The organism is Chromobacterium sp. ATCC 53434, assembly GCF_002848345.1.
GTDB lineage: Bacteria > Pseudomonadota > Gammaproteobacteria > Burkholderiales > Chromobacteriaceae > Chromobacterium.
The window spans coordinates 1,109,647-1,127,730 of sequence record NZ_CP025429.1 but is presented as its reverse complement, the minus strand read 5'-3'; the positions used below and the strand labels follow the sequence as shown (position 1 = coordinate 1,127,730).

The window sequence follows — 18,084 nt, the reverse complement described above, 5'->3', positions numbered from 1 at the left end:
ACGGGAGACCGCCAGATGCAGCACTCGACAGCCCACCCCTTCATCTACACCGCCGTGCCGACCAGGGTGATATTCGGCGCCGGCACCCGGACCGGCGTTGCCGACGAGGCGGCCCGTCTCGGCATGTCGCGGGTCTTGCTGGTGCATGGCCCGGCGCATCAAGCGGAGGCGGACCGTCTGGCCGCACGGCTCGGCCACTTGTTCGCCGGCGCTTACCCGCGCGCCGCAATGCATACCCCGACCTCGGTCACCGACGAGGCGCTGGCGCTGGCGCGGGAGTGCCGTGCCGACGGCATCGTCGCGATCGGCGGCGGCAGCGCCACCGGCCTGTCCAAGGCAATTGCGCTGCGCACCGATCTGCCACAGATCGTTCTGCCGACCACTTACGCCGGCTCGGAAATGAGCAATATCCTCGGCGAGACCCGGAACGGTTTGAAGACCACGCTGCGCGACGCCGCCGTTCAACCGGAAACGGTCATCTACGATGTCGAGCTGACGCTGGACCTGCCCGCCGGCATGTCGGGCGCCAGCGGCATGAACGCGCTCGCCCACGCGGTCGAGGCCTTGTACGCCCGGGATGGCAATCCCATCGTCAGCCTGATCGCCGAGGAAGGCATACGCGCGCTGTACCGCGCGCTGCCGCGGCTAGGGAACGACAAGCGCGCGCTGAAGAGCCGCGCCGACGCGCTGTACGGCGCCTGGCTCTGCGGCCTGTGCCTGGGCTCGGTGGCCATGGCGCTGCACCACAGGCTTTGCCACGTCATAGGCGGAACGTTCGATCTGCCGCATGCCGAAACACACGCCATCCTGCTGCCGCACGTGCTGGCGTACAACGCGCCCGCCATCGCTCCGGTCTGGAGCCGGCTGCGCAAGGCGCTGCGGGCCGACGATCCGGCGCTCGCGTTCCATCGCCTGGGCCTCGCGACCAGCGATGGGCACTACCGCTACTCGCTGGAAGGCATAGGCATGCCGGCGGACGGCATCGACCATGCCGTCGATCTGGCGCTGGCACAACCCTGCTGGAATCCGCGCGCGCCGAAGCGCGCTCCGCTGCGTGCACTGCTGCGACGCGCCTTTGGCGGCAAACCGCCGTCGTCGGCGGACTGAAAAACCGTCAACGGAGGTACAAACGATGGGAAACCGCGCCCCCTCTTATCCGCTGTTCAGCGAACGCCGTTCCGCCCTGGCGGTCAACGCGCGCATCGCCCCCGATGTCTCGCCGCGCCTGCGCGAAATCGTCACCGCCGTGGTCGAGCACCTGCACGCGGCGGTCAAGCAGATAGAACCGACGCACGAAGAATGGCTGGCCGCCATCCGCTTCCTGACCGAAACCGGCCATATGTGCGACGAGTGGCGGCAGGAATTCATCCTGCTGTCGGATGTGCTGGGCGTGTCGATGCTGGTCGACGCGATCAACCACCGTCGCCCCGGCAGCGCGACCGAGAACACCATACTCGGACCGTTTTTCGTCGCCGGCACGCCGGTGCTCGAACACGGGGCGAATCTTTGCCTGGACGGAAAAGGCGAGCCGCTGCTCGTGCGGGCGCGCGTCGTCGATACCGACGGGCAGCCGGTGGCGAATGCGGTCGTCGACGTATGGCAGGCAAACGACGACGGTTTTTACGACGTCCAGCAGACCGGCATACAGCCGCGCGGGAATCTGCGCGGCAAGTTCGTCACCGATGCCGGCGGCGCGTTCTGGTTCCGCTCGATCAAGCCGCGCCACTACCCGATCCCGAACGACGGGCCGGTCGGCAAGCTGCTGGCCAGCCTCGGCCGATCCCCCAATCGCGCCGCGCATATCCACTTCATCATCGACGCGGCCGGCCATGAGCCGGTGATCACCCATGTCTTCACGCCGGATTGCCCTTATCTCGCCGAGGATGCGGTGTTCGGCGTCAAGAAAAGCCTGATCGGAGACTTCGAGCGGGTCGCCGACGCCGCATCGGCCGCCAAGCCCGGGGTGGACTCGCCGCACTGGCTGCTTGAGCCGACCTTCGTCCTGCAAAACAACGTGCGGTAGCCGGCGCCGATCAAGCGCCTCATGTGTGAAATTTCAAATGAAACGCCAACATGTATAATTTGTAGATTCAAATATCTGACGCGAGCGAGCGGATGTCGACACCTGCCCCGGCCATCAGCCATGACCTGGAACAAGCCGTTCCGTATCTCGTCGCCCGGGCCGGCGCCCGGATGGGACAGGCTTTCACCAAGGCGCTGAAGCCGTTCGGACTCAGCCTCAACGAATGGCGCGTCTGCGCCTCGCTGGGACACAAGCCGCATCAGAGCCTTTCGGAACTGGTCGTGCACGCGGCCGTGGACACCTCGACGCTTTCGCGGATAGTCGACCGGCTGGTGCGGCAGGGACTGGTCTGCCGGGAGAAAAACGAGCAGGACGGCAGGGCGATCCGCCTCCGGCTCAGCGACGAAGGCGCGAATCTGACCCGGGAAATCGTGCCGCTGGCGAAACGCTATGAAAAGGTCGCGCTGACCCGCTTCACCATCGAGGAGGCCGAGCTGTTGAGAAATCTCCTCGTTCGCCTTTACGAGAACTCGGAGCCGCTGGTCTAAGAGCCTGTTTACGATCTTTTTGCGGCATCGACGGTATTCTGCCGGATGCGGGGCACGAAAAACGGCCCGCGGCAGTGTCGCCCACTGCAAGGGACGTTTGACAAAGCCATGCGCCGGCAGAAAACGTCTCCGGTACGCTCACAAAAAGACTTTGAACAGACTCTAAACGCCGGCGTAACGCCGCATGCCGTCGACCAGGGCGTCGAACACCGCCTTGCAGGCCGGATTGTGGCGCAGGTCTTCGTGCATGGTGACCCAGGTATCCATCGACAGGCGATAGTGCTCGGGCAGCACCCAGCTCAGGCCGTAGCGCCGCGCCAACGGCCGCTGGCAGAAGCCGATGCCGGCGCCGGCCCGCAATAGCGCGAGCTGGGCCAGGTCGCTGTCGCTGCGCAGGCCGAATCTCTCCCGGCTCAGGGCCGGCATCCGCTTGGCCGCCTCCCGCACAAAGGCGCTGGGCCGGTCGAAGCCTATCAGGCTGTGGCCGTCCAGCTGCGCCGGCGCGGCCGGCTCGCCGCGCGCCGCGAGATAGGCCGGCGTCGCGTGCAGGCCGATGTCGATATTGCCTATCGAGCGGGCGATCAACTGCGCCTGCTGCGGACGCACCATTCGCACCGCGATATCGGCCTCGCGCTGCAGCAGGTCCTGCGTGCGGTTGCTCAACACCAACTCCACCTCGATGCCTGGATGATTCAGACGCAATTCGGCCAGTATCGCCGGCAGCGCCTCCACCCCCACCACTTCGCTGGCGGTGACTCTGACCACGCCGCCAGGCGCATTGCCCAGGCCGGACGCCATGCGCTCCAGCGCCGCCGCGTTGCTGGCCATCGCCTCGGCATAGCGGCTCAGCTCCCGGGCCGAGTCGGTCGGCAACAAGCCGCCCTGCCAGCGGGTGAACAGCGAAACGCCCAGCGCGGCCTCCAGCGCGTCTACGTGTCTGCCCAGAGTGGGCTGCGCCAGGCCCAGCGCGCGCGCCGCCGCCGACAGCGAGCCCTCGCGCAGCACCGCGAGAAAGGAGCGGTATAGCTGCCAGTCTATCGTCGTATCCATACATAAATGTATTGATACTCTGCTGTTTTAGTCAATTCCGTATTGATTCGAAGCGCCATAAGATTGGCTCATCGCAAACGGAAGAGGAGCACGATCATGACGACGCAACAACAGATATTGGTGATAGGGGCCGCGGGCGGCATCGGCGGCGAGCTGGCGCGCCAGTTGCGCGACGCGGGCTGGCGTGTCCGCGGCCTGGTCCGCACGCTGGAACAGCCCGAACAGTCCCGCGACGGCATAGCCTGGGTGCGCGGCGACGCGATGCGGCCCGACGATGTGGCACGGGCGGCCCGGGGATGCGCGGTCATCGTCCACGCGGTGAACCCGCCGGGCTACCGGCGCTGGGCCGAGCTGGTGCTGCCTATGCTGGACAACACGATAGCCGCGGCGCGGCAGCAGGGCGCGACCGTCGTGCTGCCGGGAACGGTGTACAACTACGGACCGGACGCCTTTCCCATCATCACAGAGGACGCCCCGCAGCGCCCGCTGACGCGCAAAGGCGCGATACGGGTGGAAATGGAGGCCAGGCTGCGCGCCTACGCGGCCGATGGCGGCCGGACGCTGATCGTCCGCGCCGGCGATTTCTTCGGCCCCCGCGCCGGCAACAACTGGTTTTCGCAGGGTCTGGTCCAGCCCGGCAAGACGCCCGGCCGCATCCAGAATCCGGCGGCGCCCGGCGTCGGACATCAATGGGCCTATCTGCCGGACGTGGCGCGCAATATCGTCGATCTGCTGGCGCGGCGCGAATCGCTGGAGCCGTTCGCCACCTTTCATCTCGGCGGCCATTGGGACGGGGACGGCACCGAGATGGCGCAGGCGATACGCCGCGTGCTGCAAAGGCACGGCCTGAGCGCCACGGTGACGGCCTTCCCCTGGTGGATGATCCGGCTGATCGCGCCATTCAACGCCACGCTGCGCGAGCTGATGGAAATGCGCTATCTGTGGCGCAGGCCGGTGCGGATGGACAACCGCCGGCTGCTGGCGGTTCAGGGGCGAGAATGGCTGACGCCGCTGGACGAGGCGGTGGAGACGACGCTGCGCGGCCTGGGTTGCCTGCCGCGTTGATCCGAGGGCATGGCGGCGCCGTCGCGACAGGCGAACGGCCCGCTGCCGCCGACGCGCGGCCGCATCGACGGGCCTCGGCCTGTTCAGCCCTCTCTTTGCCGTTTGACGCCAAGTCCGCGGCGCGCTGGCAGAATCATCTACAAGCAGCCGCTTAATCCATAGGAATATTTTGTTCGGCGCAGTATTATAAATGCATTACACCGGGCTACCCTCAAACCAGAAAAAACACATGGCAATAGAATCCAACACCGCCCTGCCGGATGTTGCGGCATGGACCATGTCCAAAGACTTTCCCAGCGGCCACCTGATCGGCGCGCACCGGCACCGGGAAGGCCAGCTGATTTTCGCCGTCGCCGGCGTGATGGAGCTTTCCACCGCCGCCGGCCTGTGGCTGGTGCCGCCGCAACGCGGCATCTGGATGCCCCCCGACACGGAACACAGCATGCGCGCGCGCGGCGCCGTGTCGCTGCGGACCTTGTACATCCAGTCCCCGCGCTATCTGGCGCAATTGCCGCATGCGCCGAAAGCCGTCGTCATTTCGCCGTTGATGCGGGAAATCATCATCCGCCTGATGCGCACCAGCAGCATACCGCCGACCGATCAAAAAGAAGGCCGGCTGCTGGACTTGCTGATCGACGAGATCCAGTGGTCCAGCGAGGCGGCCCTGCCGCTGCCGCCGCTCAACGACCAGCGCTTGCAGCGGGTATGCTCCGCCATCCTGGCGGCCCCCGGCGACAAGCGCGGCCTGAACGAATGGGCGGAGATGGTCGGGGCGTCCAGCCGCACACTCGCGCGCTTGTTCCAGCAGGAACTGGGCGTATCCTATCTGTACTGGCGGCAACAGGTCTGCGCGATGGCGGCGCTGCCACGACTGGGCGCCGGCGAGCCGGTCACCCTGATCGCCTCGGACCTGGGCTATGAGACGCCGGGCGCCTTCTCCTCGATGTTCCGCCGCATCATGAACACCACGCCCAGCCAGTACTTCTCCTGATGCCCGCGGCCCGGCCGATCCGGCCGGGCCCGCTCCCCCTTCATCGTCTCTCCGCCCCCTCTTCCCCCCGCCTTCCCGCCGTTTCATCGCAGTGCAACATTTCTGTCCGGTTTGAAGAAGGAATTGTCCAGTTGCGAGAAGCCCGAACCAAACAGTTTCAATATGATAAATAGCTATCGAAACTGATGTCTGGCCGGCTAAACATGTCCAAGCAACATTACGACGCCAAGCGCTACTGGCTGCTGATTCTGGCCGCCACCTTTCTGTTCGGCTCCACTTTCCCGTCCTCCAAGATCGTGCTGTCGGAAATGCCGCCGCTATGGGCCGCCGTGGCGCGCTTTCTGGTGGCGTCGGCCGGCATCGCTCCCATTCTGTTGTGGCAGCGTCTCCATCGGCGGCATGCCGCTTCCCAGCGACGCCCCTGGGGCATTCTGATCTTGATCGGCCTGCTGCAGACCGCCGGATCGATGGGCTTTCTCAATATCGGCCTGCGCAGCACCACCCCGGCCAAGGCCGCCATCCTGATGGCGTGCACGCCGCTGATCGTGGCGCTGATGTCGCGGCTGGCCTTGAAAGAAAAAATCCACCCACTGGCTGCCGTCGGCCTGGCGCTGGCCTTTTTCGGCGTCGCCATGTGCATAGGCCTCAACAAGCTGGACGGTTTCGGCGCCGGCGACGCGCTGGTGCTGTGCGGCGCGGCCTGCTGGGCCGCCTCGACGCTGGTGGTCAAGAGCAGCCGCATCGCCATCAACGTCTGGGTGCTGACCTTCTGGCAGATGCTGATCGGTTCGGCCTTCCTGGCGTTGCTGGCCTGGGCCGTCGGCGAAGCGCCGGCGCTGCCGCACGGCGACCGGGCGCTGATCGCCTTCCTGTGGCTGGCGCTGCCGGCCACCACCGGGGCCATGGCCCTGTGGTTCATGGCGCTGGAACTGGGCGGCGCGGTGCGCACCAGCGGCTTCCTGTTCCTGTCGCCGCTATTCGCCACGCTGATTTCCTTCGCCGCTTTCGGCTACTCGCTGTCGCTGCACGAGCTGGCCGGCGGCGTGCTGATCGGCATCGGCATCTACCTGGTGTCCAAACGCCCGGACGCCGCCGGACGGCCGCACGCCCTGCCCGCCGACGGCAAGGCCTGAGCGCCGCCGTTGCTACCGCTTTTCCCGTTTTTTTAACCGAGCCTTCCCATCATGCAAAAACTGATCATCACCGCCGCCGTCAACGGCGGCATCACCAGCCGGCAAAAAAACCCGGCGGTTCCGTTCTCCCCGGAGGAGATCGCCCAGGCGGCCCACGACTGCTGGAACGCCGGCGCCTCGGTGGTCCACATCCATGCCCGAAATCCCGACGGCACGCCCAGCTACGACGCGGGCATCTATGGCGAAATCGTCCGTCTCATCCGCGAGCGCTGCGACATCCTGATCAACCTGAGCACCTCCGGCCTGAACCTGCCGCCGCAGCTGGAGAAGAAAGAGGCCTGGAACCATCTGTCCTTCCGCCCCGACATCGCCTCCTTCAACTGCGGCTCGGTCAACCACGGCAGCAAGCCCTTCATCAATCCGCCGGACCTGGCCCGCGCGCTGGCGCTGGACATCCGCGAATACCGGGCCAAGCCGGAAATCGAGGTCTACCACCAGGGCATCATCGGCGAGGCGCTGAAACTTCAGGAAGACGGCTATCTGACCGGTCCGCTGTGCTTCAGCTTCGCCATGGGCATACAGGGCGGCGCGGCGGCCACCTGCAAGAACCTGCTGCACTTCGTCGAAAGCATCCCGCAGGACAGCGTGTGGTCGGCCCTGGGCATAGGCAAGCATCAGCTGGCGATCAATCTGCACACCATGCTGCTGGGCGGCCACGTGCGCACCGGCCTGGAAGACAACGTCTATTACCGCTACGGCGAGCTGGCCCGCGACAACACCCAGTTGGTGGAGCGCCTGGTCCGACTGGCCGGCGAAGTCGGCCGCGAAATCGCCTCCCCGTCCGAAGCCAAACAGATTCTGGGCATTCACTAACACCCTTCATCAAGGACTGATGTCATGAGCGCAATCGATCCGAACCCGCACAAAGAACAAGGCCTGGAAATCTACGGCGCGCCGCTGAACCAGGCCAAGCTGGCCGTGGTACTGCTGCACGGCCGCCGCCAGAGCGCCGAGGAAGCCTACAAGAACGGCGAAGCCATCGGCCTGGCCGATGTCGCCTACATCCTGCCGATCGCCAAGGACCGCACCTGGTATCCGCACAGCTTCATGGCCCCGGTGGACAGCAACCAGCCGTCGCTGGACCACGCGCTGGACTGCGTCAGCGCCACCATAGAAGAATTGCGCGGCTACGGCTTCGCCGACCGCCAGATCGTGCTGATGGGCTTTTCCCAGGGCGCCTGCCTGGCCACCGAATACATCTACCGCCGTCCGGCCGCCATCGGCGGGCTGATCGCCTTCTCCGGCGGCCTGTTCGGCCCCGATGAGGCGGCCTGGGAATCGCCGGCCGCGGCGCTGGACTTTCCGGCCTTCTTCGGCACCAGCGACAGCGACAGCTGGATGCCGCTGGAACGCATCGAAAGCACCGCCCAGGCCTTCCGCCGCGCCGGCGCCGATGTCGATTTCCGCGCCTATCCGGGCATGCCTCACCACGTCTGCGCCGACGAGATCGACGCCGCCCGCGATCTGCTGTCCGCGCTGTTGCAACCGCAAGCCAGCCTGAACTGAAAGGAAGCCCCATGACCGACGCTTTCATCTGCGACGCCGTGCGCACGCCGATCGGCCGCTTCGGCGGCTCGCTGTCCGGCGTACGCGCCGACGATCTGGCGGCGATTCCGCTGCGCGCGCTGCTGGAACGCAATCCCGGCCTGAACCCGGAGGCCATCGACGAGGTGATCCTGGGCTGCGCCAACCAGGCCGGCGAGGACAACCGCAACGTCGCCCGCATGGGCCTGCTGCTGGCGGGCTACCCGGTGGAAACCCCGGGCCTGACGGTGAACCGCCTGTGCGCGTCCGGCCTGGACGCGGTGGCGCTGGCCGCCCGTAGCATCAAGTCCGGCGAGGCCGAGCTCTTGATCGCCGGCGGCGTGGAGTCGATGTCGCGCGCGCCGTTCGTGATGCCGAAATCGGACAAGGCCTTCGGCCGCGACCTGCAGGTCCACGACACCACCATAGGCTGGCGTTTCGTCAATCCGGCCATGGAGAGCCAATACGGCGTGGACACCATGCCGGCCACGGCGGAAAACGTGGCGCGCGAATACGGCGTCAATCGCCAGGACCAGGACGCGTTCGCGCTGCGCAGCCAGCAGCGTTATTTCGCCGCGCTGGAAACCGGCTTCTTCGACGGCGAGATCATTCCGGTGTCGATTCCGCGCCGCAAGCAGGATCCGTTGATCGTCGACCGCGACGAGCACCCGCGCCAGACTTCGCCGGAAGAGCTGGCCAAGCTGAAGGCGCTGTTCGGCCCGGACTCCAGCATCACCGCCGGCAACGCCTCCGGCGTCAACGACGGCGCGGCGGCGATGATCATCGCCTCGGCCGAGGCGGCGCAACGCCATGGCCTGCGCCCGCGCGCGCGGGTGGTGGCGTCGGCCAGCTCCGGCATCGCACCGCGCGTGATGGGCGCCGGGCCGATAGAAGCCAGCCGCAAGGCGCTCGACAAGGCCGGCCTGAGCATGGACGACATCGACGTGATCGAGTTGAACGAGGCCTTCGCCGCCCAGGCGCTGGCGGTCACCCGCGCGCTGGGCCTGCCCGACGATTGCGAACGGGTGAACCCGAACGGCGGCGCCATCGCGCTGGGCCACCCGCTGGGCATGAGCGGCAGCCGGCTGGCGCTGACCGCCGTCGCGCAGCTGCAGGCCAGCGGCAAGCGCTACGCGCTGTGCACGATGTGCGTCGGCGTGGGCCAAGGCCTGGCGCTGATTCTGGAACGCGTCTGAGCGCGCGGCCCGGACCGCTTCACCGCGGTCCGGGCCGGCTCTCCAGCGAAGGCTCTCCCCGTCCGGGCCCGTTCCGGACATCTCCCTCCCCGCCATCTCCGCTCCTGGCCATCAACGCCGCGCGTCCGCGCAAGGGTTCCATAAATTCCGTTCCCGATCGACAATCGATGGATTCGAACCGGCCGCGGGTTTCCCGCAAGCAATGGATGCGCCCATGTCCCTCCCCCTGAATCTGAACCTGCTGCGTTCGCTGGAAGCGCTGCTGGAAACGCGGAACCTGACTCATTCGGCCGCCAGGCTGGGCCTGACCCAGTCGGCGATGAGCCGCCACCTGGTGCAGTTGCGCGCGCAGTTCAAAGACCCGCTGCTGCTGCGCGAGGGGCAGCGTTTCGTGCTGACCGAACGGGCCGAGGAACTGCGTCTGGGGCTGAAGACGGTGCTGGAGCAGGTGGAGCAGCTGTACCAGCCGCCGCAATTCGACCCGTCCGCCTGCGAGCGGGAATTCTCCTTCGCCGGCTCCGACTATCTGGCCGAATACATGCTGCCGGACATCCTGGACCGGGTGCTGCCGCAGGCGCCGGCGATGGGCCTGCGCTTCCTGCCCTGGCAGGCGGGCCGTTTCGACATGCTGTCGGACGGAACGGCAGACCTGATTTCCACCATCGCCGACGAGGTGCCGGACAATATCTACGGCAAGTCGCTAGGCCAGGACAAGCCGATGTGCGTGATGGCCGACGACCACCCGCTGCGCCGGCAGCCGGCGCTGACGCTGGACGACTATCTGGCCTGGCCGCATGTGCGCGTCAGTTCCGCCAGCGACAAGGACGGTTTCGTCGATGTCCAGCTGGCCCGGCAGGGCCTGAGCCGCGGCGTCCGCATCGCCACGCCCTATTTCGTGTCGGCCTTGAGCATCGTCTCCCGCAGCCGGCTGCTGCTGACGCTGCCGGAACACCTGGCCGTCCGCTTCCAGCGCCAGTTCCCGGTACGCGCCAAAGCCATGCCCTTCATCGATTACACCTACCGCTACTGGCTGCTGTGGCACGGCCGGACCGACAAGGACCCGGCGCACCGCTGGTTCCGCGGCCATGTCTTCGACGTGCTGTACCACTCGATCCACGGCGTCAGCAAGTATGCGGGGGACGCATAGCGGCTATCAGCCGATAGCGGTTCTGCCGGCCGCGCCCAGCTCATAGACTTTGTCCGGACTGTCATCAAACAAGGAGAAAGCTATGACCTGGACCACCTGGCTGCAATTCGCCGGCGTCTGCATGCTGGGCGCGATGTCGCCCGGCCCCAGCCTGGCGATGGTGTTGCAGCAGACCGCCCGCGGCGGACGCGCCGGCGGCCTGGCCGCCGCGATGGGACACGCGCTGGGCGTGGGCCTGTACGCGCTGGCCGCCGCCCAGGGGCTGGCGATGGTGATGGCGGCGCATCCGCTGCTGTTCAAGATCATCTCCGGCCTCGGCGCGGCCTACCTGGTCTGGCTGGGCGTGCAGGGCCTGCGCGCGGCGTCCCGCCCGGCGCGGGCCGCCGGCGGCGAAACCGCCGCCGCCGCGCCGACCTCGGCCTGGCGCGCCGCCCGCACCGGCCTGGCCGTGTCGCTGTCCAACCCGCACCTGGCGGTGATGTTCGTCGCCCTGCTCAGCCAGTTCGTCACCGCCGACATGCCGGCCAGCGGCCAGGCGCTGCTGACCGGCACCGCGATGGGACTGGATTTCGGCTGGTACGCGCTGCTGACGCTGCTGATTTCACATCCTCCGGTCCTGCGCGGCCTGCATCGCAAGAGCCGATGGATAGACGGCTGCGGCGGCGCGCTGATGCTGCTGCTGGGCCTGCGCATCCTGGTGGTGTGACGATGCGGGAGAGTGTGATGAAATGGAATCCGGAAGCCTTCGCCGCGCTGGCGGCCCGCCACGGCGGCGAGGTGCTGCAACACCAGCAGCCGCTGCGCTCGGCACGGCAAGGCGCGGCCCACTTCGGCATCGCGATGGCGCAGACGGCGCCGACGCTGATCATCGATGCGGACGGCGACATCTTCGCCTGCATCCTGTCCGGCGCACGGGACGGCGTGGACTGGGACAAGCTGGCGCAAACGCTGGGCCGCAGCCAGGCCCGGCTGGCGGACCGCCGCCGCGTGCGGGAGATCACCGGCTGCGACGCCGGCGCGGTGCCGCTGCTGGGTCTGGATCTCCCCTGCGCGATGGACCGCCTGCTGCTGGCCCACGACTTCGTCTACGGCGGCGCCGGCGATCCGCTCAGAACGCTGAAGATCTCCCCCCACGCGCTGGCGGAGTTGAACCGCGTCTCGCTCTGGTACGAGTAGGCGCGTCGCCGGACACGGGCTTCCGGCGCGACTTGCGATTTCGCTTGCATCCTGGCGGCGCGGGCGCGAAATTGACAGATCGTCACCTACACGGACCGAATCGATGAAACTCATTCGACTGCTGCTTCCGCTGCTGGCCGCCGCGCCCGCCTTCGCCGCCGATGTCCAGACCCTGGTCATGCTGCGCCACGGCGAGAAGCCGGACGGCGGCTACGGCCAGCTCAGTTGCAAGGGGCTGAACCGTTCGCTGGCGCTGATCAAGACGCTGCCGGCCAAGTACGGCAAGGCGGACCAGATCTACGCGCCGTCCACCGCCAGCCAGAAGCGCGACCCGGCCGGCACCTTCAACTACGTCCGCCCGCTGGCGACGATAGAACCGACCGCGATCGCCCAGGGCCTGCCGGTCGACACCAGCTTCGACATGCTGGCGATAGACGGCCTGCAACAGCAGCTGCTCAATCCGCTGCGCCACGGCAAGACGGTCTACATCGCCTGGGAACACAAGCAGCTGCAAACGATGGCCGCCGACATCATGCGCCGCTACGGCGGCAAGGACGGCGCCGGCCAGGTCCCGGTCTGGGGCAAGGACGACTTCGACAGCCTGTACGTGATCACCATCGATTACGGCAAGGACGGGCCCGTCGCCCGTTTCCGCCGCGACAGCCAGGGCCTGAACGATCTGTCCGACGCCTGCCCCGGCGCGTGAGCCCGCAGGCGGGACAGACACTCCCGGCGGAAACCATCCGCCCTTGACTTAAAGTTAACTTGAACTTTCATCATGGACGCTCCTACCCGCCACAAGAGCCTTTTCCAATGCCAGTCCCCGTCAACAATGAAAGTCTTTTCAGCCAGGGCCGAACCGCCTCCTGCATAGGCGGCATCGCGCTGATCTCGCTGCTGGCCTTCGAGGCCATCGCCGTCGCCGCGGCGATGCCGGCCGTCGCCACGGCGCTGGGCGGCCTGGATTTCTACGCGATCGCCTTCGGCGGCACGCTGGCCACCTCGGTGGTCGGCATGGCGCTGGGCGGTGAAATCTGCGACCGCTACGGCGCGGCCCGCTCGGCCTGGCTGGGCCTGGCCGCCTTCATCGCCGGCCTGCTGGCGGCGGGTGCGGCCTCCGACATGTACACGCTGGTGCTGGGCCGGCTGATGCAGGGCCTGGGTTCCGGCCTGCTGGGCGTCGCCATCTATGTCGGCATGTCGCGCGCCGTGCCGCCGGCGCTGCACCCTAAGCTGTTCGCGATGTTCGCCGGCGCCTGGGTGGTGCCGGCGCTGATCGGCCCCGGCATCGCCGCCGGCCTGGTCCACGCCTTCGGCTGGCGCGCGGTGTTCCTGGCGGTGGCGGCGGTGGCGCCGGTGGCCGGCGCGCTGCTGCTGCCGGCGCTGAGCCGGCAGGCGGCCCCGGCCGGCGCCGACAAGCCGATGCGCTGGCGGCGGCTGGGCTGGAGCCTGCTGGCCGCCGGCGGCGCGCTGACCCTACACGGCAGCAGCCATCTGCCGCAGCCGGAATGGATACCGCCGGTCCTCGCCATCGGCTTCGCCGTCGCCGTTTTCGCGGCGCGCCGCCTGCTGCCGGCCGGCAGCCTGCGCGCCGCCGAGGGCCTGCCGGCGGTGGTGGCGATGCGCGGCCTGATCGCCGCCGCCTTCTTCGCCAGCGAAGCCTTCGTCCCGCTGATCCTGACCACCCGCTACCGCTGGAGCCTGGCCGAAGCCGGGCTGGCGCTGACCGCCGGCGCGCTGATGTGGAGCGTCGGCAGCGCCACCCAGGCGCGGCTGCGCGCCGAGGCCGCGCGCCGACGCGGACTCACCGCCGGCTTCGTCGCGATGGCCGTCGGCCTGTCCGTCGCGCTGGTCGCCGCCGGCCTGTCGCTGCACCCGGCCTGGGTGGTGGCCGGCTGGGCCTTGAACGGGCTGGGCATAGGCCTGAGCTTCCCGATGCTGTCGGTGTTGACGATGAAGCTTTCCCGACCGGACGAGCAAGGCAGCAACGCGTCGGCGCTGCAACTGAGCGACGCGCTGTCCTCCAGCATCGCGCTGGCGCTGGCCGGCATGCTGATGCACGCGCTGGCGCGCCCGGCCGCTCCGCCGGACGCGCAGCCCATCCTGGCGCTGTCTGCGCTGCTGGCGCTGGCCGGCGCCTGGGTCAGCCCGCGGGCGTTCCACGCCACGGTCCGGCACCCGTCCCGCTCAGGGCCGCAACAGGATGGCGCCGGCTCCGGCGCCTGACTCCAGCAGCCGGTGCGCGTCCGCCGCCCGCTCCAGCGGCAGCGCGGCGCCCACCACCGGCCTCAGGCCGGCCCGCAGCCTGTCCAGCGTCGCCTGCGCGCCTTCGCGATACTGCGCAGGATCGGCGATGAAGCGGAGCACGCTGGGCCGGGCCAGCGCGATCGAGCGGACCGGCCCCAGCCGTTCCGGATCGATCGCCGGCGTCCCGCCGGCCGCGACCTGGCCGACGCTGGCCACCATGCCGAAGGGCCGCACCGCGCCCAGCGTGTCCAGCAGGGTCTGCCCGCCTATGCCGTCTATCGCGTAATCGACGCCGTGCCCGTCGGTCAGCTCCAGCACCCCCGCTGCGAAATCGCGCTCGCGGTACAGGATGGCGTGGTCCAGACCGTGCCGCAACGCCAGCTCGGCCTTGGCGGCGGAGCCGACAGTGCCTATCACCGTGGCCCCCAGCGCCTTGGCCCATTGCGTCAGCACCAGTCCCAGACCGCCGGCGGCGGCGTGCACCAGCACCGTGTCGCCGGCCCGCAGCGGCCTGACCCGGGTGAACAGCATGTGGGCGGTGATGCCGCGCAACAGCAGGCTGGCCGCCGTGTCGGCGTCGACATCGTCCGGCAATGCGACGAGACGCGAGGCGGCGAGATTGCGGCCGGTGGCGTAGGCGCCGGCCGGCAGACCGGCATAGGCGACGCGCTGGCCCGGCCGCAGCGATTCGACGCCCGGCCCGACGGCCTCGACGACGCCGGCGGCCTCCACCCCGGGCACGCCGGGCAGCGCCGGCAAGGCGTAGCGGCCGGCCCGGTGGTAGACGTCGACGAAGTTGACGCCTATCGCCGTGTGGCGGACGCGGACCTCGCCGGCGGCCGGCGGCGGCAGCGCCGCCCGTTCGAATGTCAGGACCGAGGCGTCGCCGTAGGCCTCGATGGCGATGCGGCCTACCGTCGGCTCCGCGGTGGACAATGTTGGCGCGTGCATGATGATCTCCTGTTTCGATTGACTTGCACCTCCAGCTTACCCAGCGCAAAATCGAACGGAAATTCCCAATACTTCGCCATCTATTGTGCAAAAAAACACAGATCCGATACGCGGCGGCCCGCAGTGGGACGACATCCGCCACTTTGTCGCGCTGGCCGCCTGCGGCAGCCTGTCCGGCGCCGCCCGCGCGCTGGGCGTCGAACACTCGACGGTGGCCCGCCGGGTCGAGGCGCTGGAGACGGCGCTGGGCATACGCCTGTTCGACCGCCTGCCCGGCGGCTGGGCGCTGACGGTCGAGGGCGAGGCGCTGGCGGAACAGGCCAGGCGGCTGGACGACGAGGCCCAGGCCTTCGCGCGGATGGCGCTGGGCGTCGCGTCGCTGGACGGCACGGTGCGGATATCGGCGCCGCCGGTGCTGGCCAGCCATCTGCTGGCGCCGCGGCTGGCGTCAATGCACGCGCGCTGGGCGCATCTGAACCTGGAAATCATAGGCGAGTCGCGGGATGCCAATCTGGCGCGCCGCGAGGCCGACCTGGCCGTCCGCCTGTCACGCCCGTCCGCGCCCGGTCTGACGGCGCGCCGGGCCGGCGAAATGCGTTTCGGCCTGTACGCGGCGCCGGAATACGCGCGGCGCCCGGAAGCCGAGTGGGCATTCCTCGGCTACGACGAAAGCCTGGAAAGAACACCGCAGCAGCAATGGCTGGATCGGGTGGCGGGGCGCCGCCGCTTCGTGTTTCGCAGCAACGACCTGGCCTCGCTGCTGCATGCGGCGCGCGCCGGCCTGGGCGTGGCCGCCCTGCCCCATTTCCTGGTGGCCGGCGACAAGAGCCTGCTCGCGCTGCCGGCCCCGGACGACGCGCCGGCACGCCCGCTCTGGCTGGCGATGCACCCGGACGTCAGGCGTTCTCCGCGGGTCAGGCTGGCGGCCGACCTGCTCTCGGAGCTGTTCGAACAGGCGCAGGCCGAGCTGTCAGGCCCGGCCTGAATCTTTTGCCGGCCTCACAGCGCCTGCGGGTCGATGTCGGCCACGCTGTCGAACACATAGTCCGGCTGGTAGGGAAAGCGCTCCATCGACTCGCGGCTGGACACGCCGGACAGCACCAGCGCCGTGCACATGCCGGCCTCCAGGCCGCCGACGATGTCGGTGTCCATCCTGTCGCCTATCATCACCGCCTCTTCCGGATGCACGCCCAGCTTGCGGGTGGCCAGCATCATCATCAGCGAGTTGGGTTTGCCGACGATATAGGGCTTGTGGCCGGTGGCGGCTTCTATCGCCGCCAGCAGCGTGCCGGCCGCCGGTTCGTAGCCGCCGCCCTCGATCGGATCGATCATGTCCGGATTGGTGCCGATGAACTTGGCGCCCTGGTCTATGAAGCGCACCGCCTTCTTGATCTGTTCGAAGCTGAAGGTCTGCGACTTGGCCACCACCACGTAGTCCGGGCGCGACTCGGAAATGGAGAAGCCGACCTTGTACAGCTCGTTGATCAGGCCGGCGCCGCCGACCACGTAGGCGGTGGGCATCGCCTTGCGGGTCTGGCTTCTCAGGAACATCGCCGTCGCCATCGCGCTGGTGATGAAGTTGTCCTCGCTGAGGCCGCCTATGCCCAGGCCCTCCAGCTTCAGCCTCAGGTCCAGCGGCGTCTGCTCGGCGTTATTGGTCAGAAACAGAAAGGGCGTGCCGGCGTCGACCAGGCGCTGGATGAATTCGCGGGCGCCCGGAATCAGCTGCTTGCCGCGGTAGATCACGCCATCCATGTCGGAGATGATGCTTTTGCTCATGCGGAGTATCCAGAATACGCGTGCCGGTTGCGCGGGCACGGTCGCGGGCCGCGGCATGCCGCCACGCCCCGCAGCAGCATAGCACGGCTCAGGCCGCCGGCAGCTCGATGCTCACCACCAGCCCGCCGCCGGCGCGATTGCCGGCGGACACCTCGCCGCCGTGGGCCTGGATGACGCGGCGGGTGATGGCCAGGCCCAGGCCGTAGCCGGCGCCGGCCGGCCGCGAGCCGCTGCGGAAAAAGGGATCGAAAATGGCAGCCAGGTCGCCGTCGAACACGCCGGGGCCGCGGTCGGCCACCGTCAGCCGCAGCCGGCCGTCGCCCGCGTGGGCGCAAATATCGATGCGGCTGTCCTCGGCGCTGTGACGCACCGCGTTGCGCACCACGTTTTCGATCGCGCGGTGCAATAGCTCGCGGCTGCCCCGCGCCGGCAGGCTGGCGTCGCAATCGGTCTCTATCCGGCACCGGCGGGCGCCGGCCTCGAAACCGGCGTCGTCGACGATGTCGGCCAACACCTCGGCCAGATCGACATCCTCCTCGACTCCGTCGGCGATGCCGGCGTCCAGCCGCGCCAACGTCAGCAGCTCGCCGACCAGCGCGTCCATGCGCGCGCTGTCGCGCTCGATGCGGTCTATGAATTCAGCGGTTCGCTCCGGCTGCTGTCGCGCCAGATCGACCGCCGCCTGCAAGCGCGCCAGCGGCGAGCGCAGCTCGTGCGACACGTCGTGCAGCAGCCGCCGCTGCGCTTCCAGCAGCTTCTGCAGCCGCTCGGCCATCCGGTCGAAGTCGCTGCCCAGATCGGCCAGTTCGTCGCTGCGCCGCGCCATCGCCGCGCCGATCCGAATGTCCAGCCGGCCGGCGGCGGCGGCGTCGAAGGCGGCGCTCAGGCTGCGGATCGGCTTGGAGAAATACCAGGCGAGCAGCGCCGCGAACAACAGGCTGACCATGCTGCCAGCCAGCAGCGGCCAGGCCAGCATCGGCGGAACGACAGGCGGAGGCCCATGGCGCGGCGGTCCCGGCGGATGGTCGAACGGCGGTCGCCCCCCCGGCGCGAATTCGGGCGGCGGGCCGCCCGCGATGGCCGCCGACGGCCGCTCCGGGTGGCTGAGCCACACCGCGCCGGCCACGCCGAACATGGTCAGCAGCTGTGCCAGCCACAGAAACAGGAAGAACTTCCAGAACAGGCGGCCCATCG

At 68.5% G+C, this 18,084-nt stretch carries 19 protein-coding genes; 15 read left to right on the top strand and 4 right to left on the bottom strand.

Features of this window, described 5'->3' with window-relative positions; genetic code table 11:
- Window positions 1-15: 15 nt before the first annotated feature.
- From CXB49_RS05330 to CXB49_RS05320, 3 genes are all read left to right on the top strand, one after another.
- A complete protein-coding gene (locus CXB49_RS05330; RefSeq protein WP_101707446.1) occupies window positions 16-1,107 on the top strand; it encodes a maleylacetate reductase in 1,092 nt (363 codons plus the stop codon).
- Window positions 1,108-1,132: 25 nt separating this feature from the next.
- The gene (locus CXB49_RS05325) at window positions 1,133-2,023 is read left to right on the top strand and encodes an intradiol ring-cleavage dioxygenase (RefSeq protein ID WP_101707445.1); all 891 of its coding nucleotides are present in this window, start codon (window positions 1,133-1,135) and stop codon (window positions 2,021-2,023) included.
- A gap of 92 nt (window positions 2,024-2,115) precedes the next feature.
- Window positions 2,116-2,571 carry a MarR family winged helix-turn-helix transcriptional regulator gene (locus CXB49_RS05320; protein ID WP_101707444.1) on the top strand — a complete coding sequence of 152 codons (456 nt, stop codon included), beginning with the start codon at window positions 2,116-2,118 and terminating at the stop codon, window positions 2,569-2,571.
- Between the two features lie 162 nt (window positions 2,572-2,733).
- Here the strand turns inward: CXB49_RS05320 and CXB49_RS05315 are convergent, their stop codons facing one another.
- Window positions 2,734-3,621 carry a LysR family transcriptional regulator gene (locus CXB49_RS05315; RefSeq protein ID WP_101707443.1) on the bottom strand — a complete coding sequence of 296 codons (888 nt, stop codon included), beginning with the start codon at window positions 3,619-3,621 and terminating at the stop codon, window positions 2,734-2,736.
- 96 nt (window positions 3,622-3,717) lie between these two features.
- Between CXB49_RS05315 and CXB49_RS05310 the strand changes: the two genes are divergently transcribed.
- From CXB49_RS05310 to CXB49_RS05260, 11 genes are all read left to right on the top strand, one after another.
- Window positions 3,718-4,686, top strand: coding sequence for an NAD-dependent epimerase/dehydratase family protein (locus CXB49_RS05310; RefSeq protein WP_101707442.1), 969 nt, complete (start codon window positions 3,718-3,720; stop codon window positions 4,684-4,686).
- Between the two features lie 277 nt (window positions 4,687-4,963).
- Window positions 4,964-5,677: a helix-turn-helix domain-containing protein gene (locus CXB49_RS05305; protein WP_101710615.1), complete on the top strand. Its 714-nt coding sequence runs from the start codon at window positions 4,964-4,966 to the stop codon at window positions 5,675-5,677.
- Window positions 5,678-5,880: 203 nt separating this feature from the next.
- Complete coding sequence (locus CXB49_RS05300; RefSeq protein WP_101707441.1) at window positions 5,881-6,810, top strand: DMT family transporter; 930 nt, start codon at window positions 5,881-5,883, stop codon at window positions 6,808-6,810.
- A gap of 51 nt (window positions 6,811-6,861) precedes the next feature.
- Window positions 6,862-7,683 (top strand): 3-keto-5-aminohexanoate cleavage protein, encoded by an 822-nt coding sequence (locus CXB49_RS05295; RefSeq protein ID WP_101707440.1) that lies wholly within the window; start codon window positions 6,862-6,864, stop codon window positions 7,681-7,683.
- A gap of 24 nt (window positions 7,684-7,707) precedes the next feature.
- The gene (locus CXB49_RS05290) at window positions 7,708-8,376 is read left to right on the top strand and encodes an alpha/beta hydrolase (RefSeq protein ID WP_101707439.1); all 669 of its coding nucleotides are present in this window, start codon (window positions 7,708-7,710) and stop codon (window positions 8,374-8,376) included.
- Between the two features lie 11 nt (window positions 8,377-8,387).
- On the top strand, window positions 8,388-9,590 hold the full coding sequence (pcaF, locus tag CXB49_RS05285) for a 3-oxoadipyl-CoA thiolase (RefSeq protein ID WP_101707438.1): 1,203 nt from the start codon (window positions 8,388-8,390) through the stop codon (window positions 9,588-9,590).
- Window positions 9,591-9,804: 214 nt separating this feature from the next.
- Window positions 9,805-10,737, top strand: coding sequence for a LysR family transcriptional regulator (locus tag CXB49_RS05280; RefSeq protein ID WP_101707437.1), 933 nt, complete (start codon window positions 9,805-9,807; stop codon window positions 10,735-10,737).
- Window positions 10,738-10,819: 82 nt separating this feature from the next.
- Window positions 10,820-11,443 (top strand): LysE family translocator, encoded by a 624-nt coding sequence (locus CXB49_RS05275; RefSeq protein WP_101707436.1) that lies wholly within the window; start codon window positions 10,820-10,822, stop codon window positions 11,441-11,443.
- A gap of 17 nt (window positions 11,444-11,460) precedes the next feature.
- Window positions 11,461-11,913, top strand: coding sequence for an aminoacyl-tRNA deacylase (locus CXB49_RS05270; RefSeq protein WP_158300621.1), 453 nt, complete (start codon window positions 11,461-11,463; stop codon window positions 11,911-11,913).
- A 103-nt stretch (window positions 11,914-12,016) separates the two neighbouring features.
- On the top strand, window positions 12,017-12,619 hold the full coding sequence (locus CXB49_RS05265; RefSeq protein ID WP_101707434.1) for a hypothetical protein: 603 nt from the start codon (window positions 12,017-12,019) through the stop codon (window positions 12,617-12,619).
- Window positions 12,620-12,726: 107 nt separating this feature from the next.
- A complete protein-coding gene (locus CXB49_RS05260; protein WP_101707433.1) occupies window positions 12,727-14,139 on the top strand; it encodes an MFS transporter in 1,413 nt (470 codons plus the stop codon).
- On the opposite strand, the gene CXB49_RS05255 is transcribed toward CXB49_RS05260, so the two are convergent.
- Entirely contained in the window at window positions 14,101-15,111 is a 1,011-nt protein-coding gene (locus tag CXB49_RS05255; RefSeq protein WP_101707432.1) for a quinone oxidoreductase, read from the bottom strand. The genes CXB49_RS05260 and CXB49_RS05255 overlap by 39 nt on opposite strands.
- 85 nt (window positions 15,112-15,196) lie before the next feature.
- Between CXB49_RS05255 and CXB49_RS05250 the strand changes: the two genes are divergently transcribed.
- A complete protein-coding gene (locus CXB49_RS05250) occupies window positions 15,197-16,096 on the top strand; it encodes a LysR family transcriptional regulator (protein ID WP_101707431.1) in 900 nt (299 codons plus the stop codon).
- A 14-nt stretch (window positions 16,097-16,110) separates the two neighbouring features.
- Here CXB49_RS05250 and CXB49_RS05245 read toward each other — a convergent pair whose 3' ends face one another.
- Together CXB49_RS05245 and CXB49_RS05240 are read right to left on the bottom strand one after the other, a co-directional pair.
- The gene (locus tag CXB49_RS05245; protein WP_101707430.1) at window positions 16,111-16,890 is read right to left on the bottom strand and encodes an HAD-IIA family hydrolase; all 780 of its coding nucleotides are present in this window, start codon (window positions 16,888-16,890) and stop codon (window positions 16,111-16,113) included.
- 88 nt (window positions 16,891-16,978) lie between these two features.
- The gene (locus CXB49_RS05240) at window positions 16,979-18,082 is read right to left on the bottom strand and encodes a HAMP domain-containing sensor histidine kinase (RefSeq protein ID WP_101707429.1); all 1,104 of its coding nucleotides are present in this window, start codon (window positions 18,080-18,082) and stop codon (window positions 16,979-16,981) included.
- Between the last annotated feature and the right edge of the window lie 2 nt (window positions 18,083-18,084).

Excerpts from the sequence above, each read along its gene's own strand:
- CXB49_RS05315 (WP_101707443.1), bottom strand. The coding sequence starts at position 3,621 with ATGGATACGACGATAGACTGGCAGCTATACCGCTCCTTTCTCGCGGTG.
- CXB49_RS05310 (WP_101707442.1), top strand. The coding sequence starts at position 3,718 with ATGACGACGCAACAACAGATATTGGTGATAGGGGCCGCGGGCGGCATC.
- CXB49_RS05265 (WP_101707434.1), top strand. The coding sequence starts at position 12,017 with ATGAAACTCATTCGACTGCTGCTTCCGCTGCTGGCCGCCGCGCCCGCC.
- CXB49_RS05305 (WP_101710615.1), top strand. The coding sequence starts at position 4,964 with ATGTCCAAAGACTTTCCCAGCGGCCACCTGATCGGCGCGCACCGGCAC.
- CXB49_RS05280 (WP_101707437.1), top strand. The coding sequence starts at position 9,805 with ATGTCCCTCCCCCTGAATCTGAACCTGCTGCGTTCGCTGGAAGCGCTG.
- CXB49_RS05245 (WP_101707430.1), bottom strand. The coding sequence starts at position 16,890 with ATGAGCAAAAGCATCATCTCCGACATGGATGGCGTGATCTACCGCGGC.
- pcaF (WP_101707438.1), top strand. The coding sequence starts at position 8,388 with ATGACCGACGCTTTCATCTGCGACGCCGTGCGCACGCCGATCGGCCGC.
- CXB49_RS05270 (WP_158300621.1), top strand. The coding sequence starts at position 11,461 with ATGAAATGGAATCCGGAAGCCTTCGCCGCGCTGGCGGCCCGCCACGGC.
- CXB49_RS05325 (WP_101707445.1), top strand. The coding sequence starts at position 1,133 with ATGGGAAACCGCGCCCCCTCTTATCCGCTGTTCAGCGAACGCCGTTCC.
- CXB49_RS05295 (WP_101707440.1), top strand. The coding sequence starts at position 6,862 with ATGCAAAAACTGATCATCACCGCCGCCGTCAACGGCGGCATCACCAGC.
- CXB49_RS05255 (WP_101707432.1), bottom strand. The coding sequence starts at position 15,111 with ATGCACGCGCCAACATTGTCCACCGCGGAGCCGACGGTAGGCCGCATC.
- CXB49_RS05260 (WP_101707433.1), top strand. The coding sequence starts at position 12,727 with ATGCCAGTCCCCGTCAACAATGAAAGTCTTTTCAGCCAGGGCCGAACC.
- CXB49_RS05330 (WP_101707446.1), top strand. The coding sequence starts at position 16 with ATGCAGCACTCGACAGCCCACCCCTTCATCTACACCGCCGTGCCGACC.
- CXB49_RS05290 (WP_101707439.1), top strand. The coding sequence starts at position 7,708 with ATGAGCGCAATCGATCCGAACCCGCACAAAGAACAAGGCCTGGAAATC.
- CXB49_RS05275 (WP_101707436.1), top strand. The coding sequence starts at position 10,820 with ATGACCTGGACCACCTGGCTGCAATTCGCCGGCGTCTGCATGCTGGGC.
- CXB49_RS05240 (WP_101707429.1), bottom strand. The coding sequence starts at position 18,082 with ATGGGCCGCCTGTTCTGGAAGTTCTTCCTGTTTCTGTGGCTGGCACAG.
- CXB49_RS05300 (WP_101707441.1), top strand. The coding sequence starts at position 5,881 with ATGTCCAAGCAACATTACGACGCCAAGCGCTACTGGCTGCTGATTCTG.
- CXB49_RS05320 (WP_101707444.1), top strand. The coding sequence starts at position 2,116 with ATGTCGACACCTGCCCCGGCCATCAGCCATGACCTGGAACAAGCCGTT.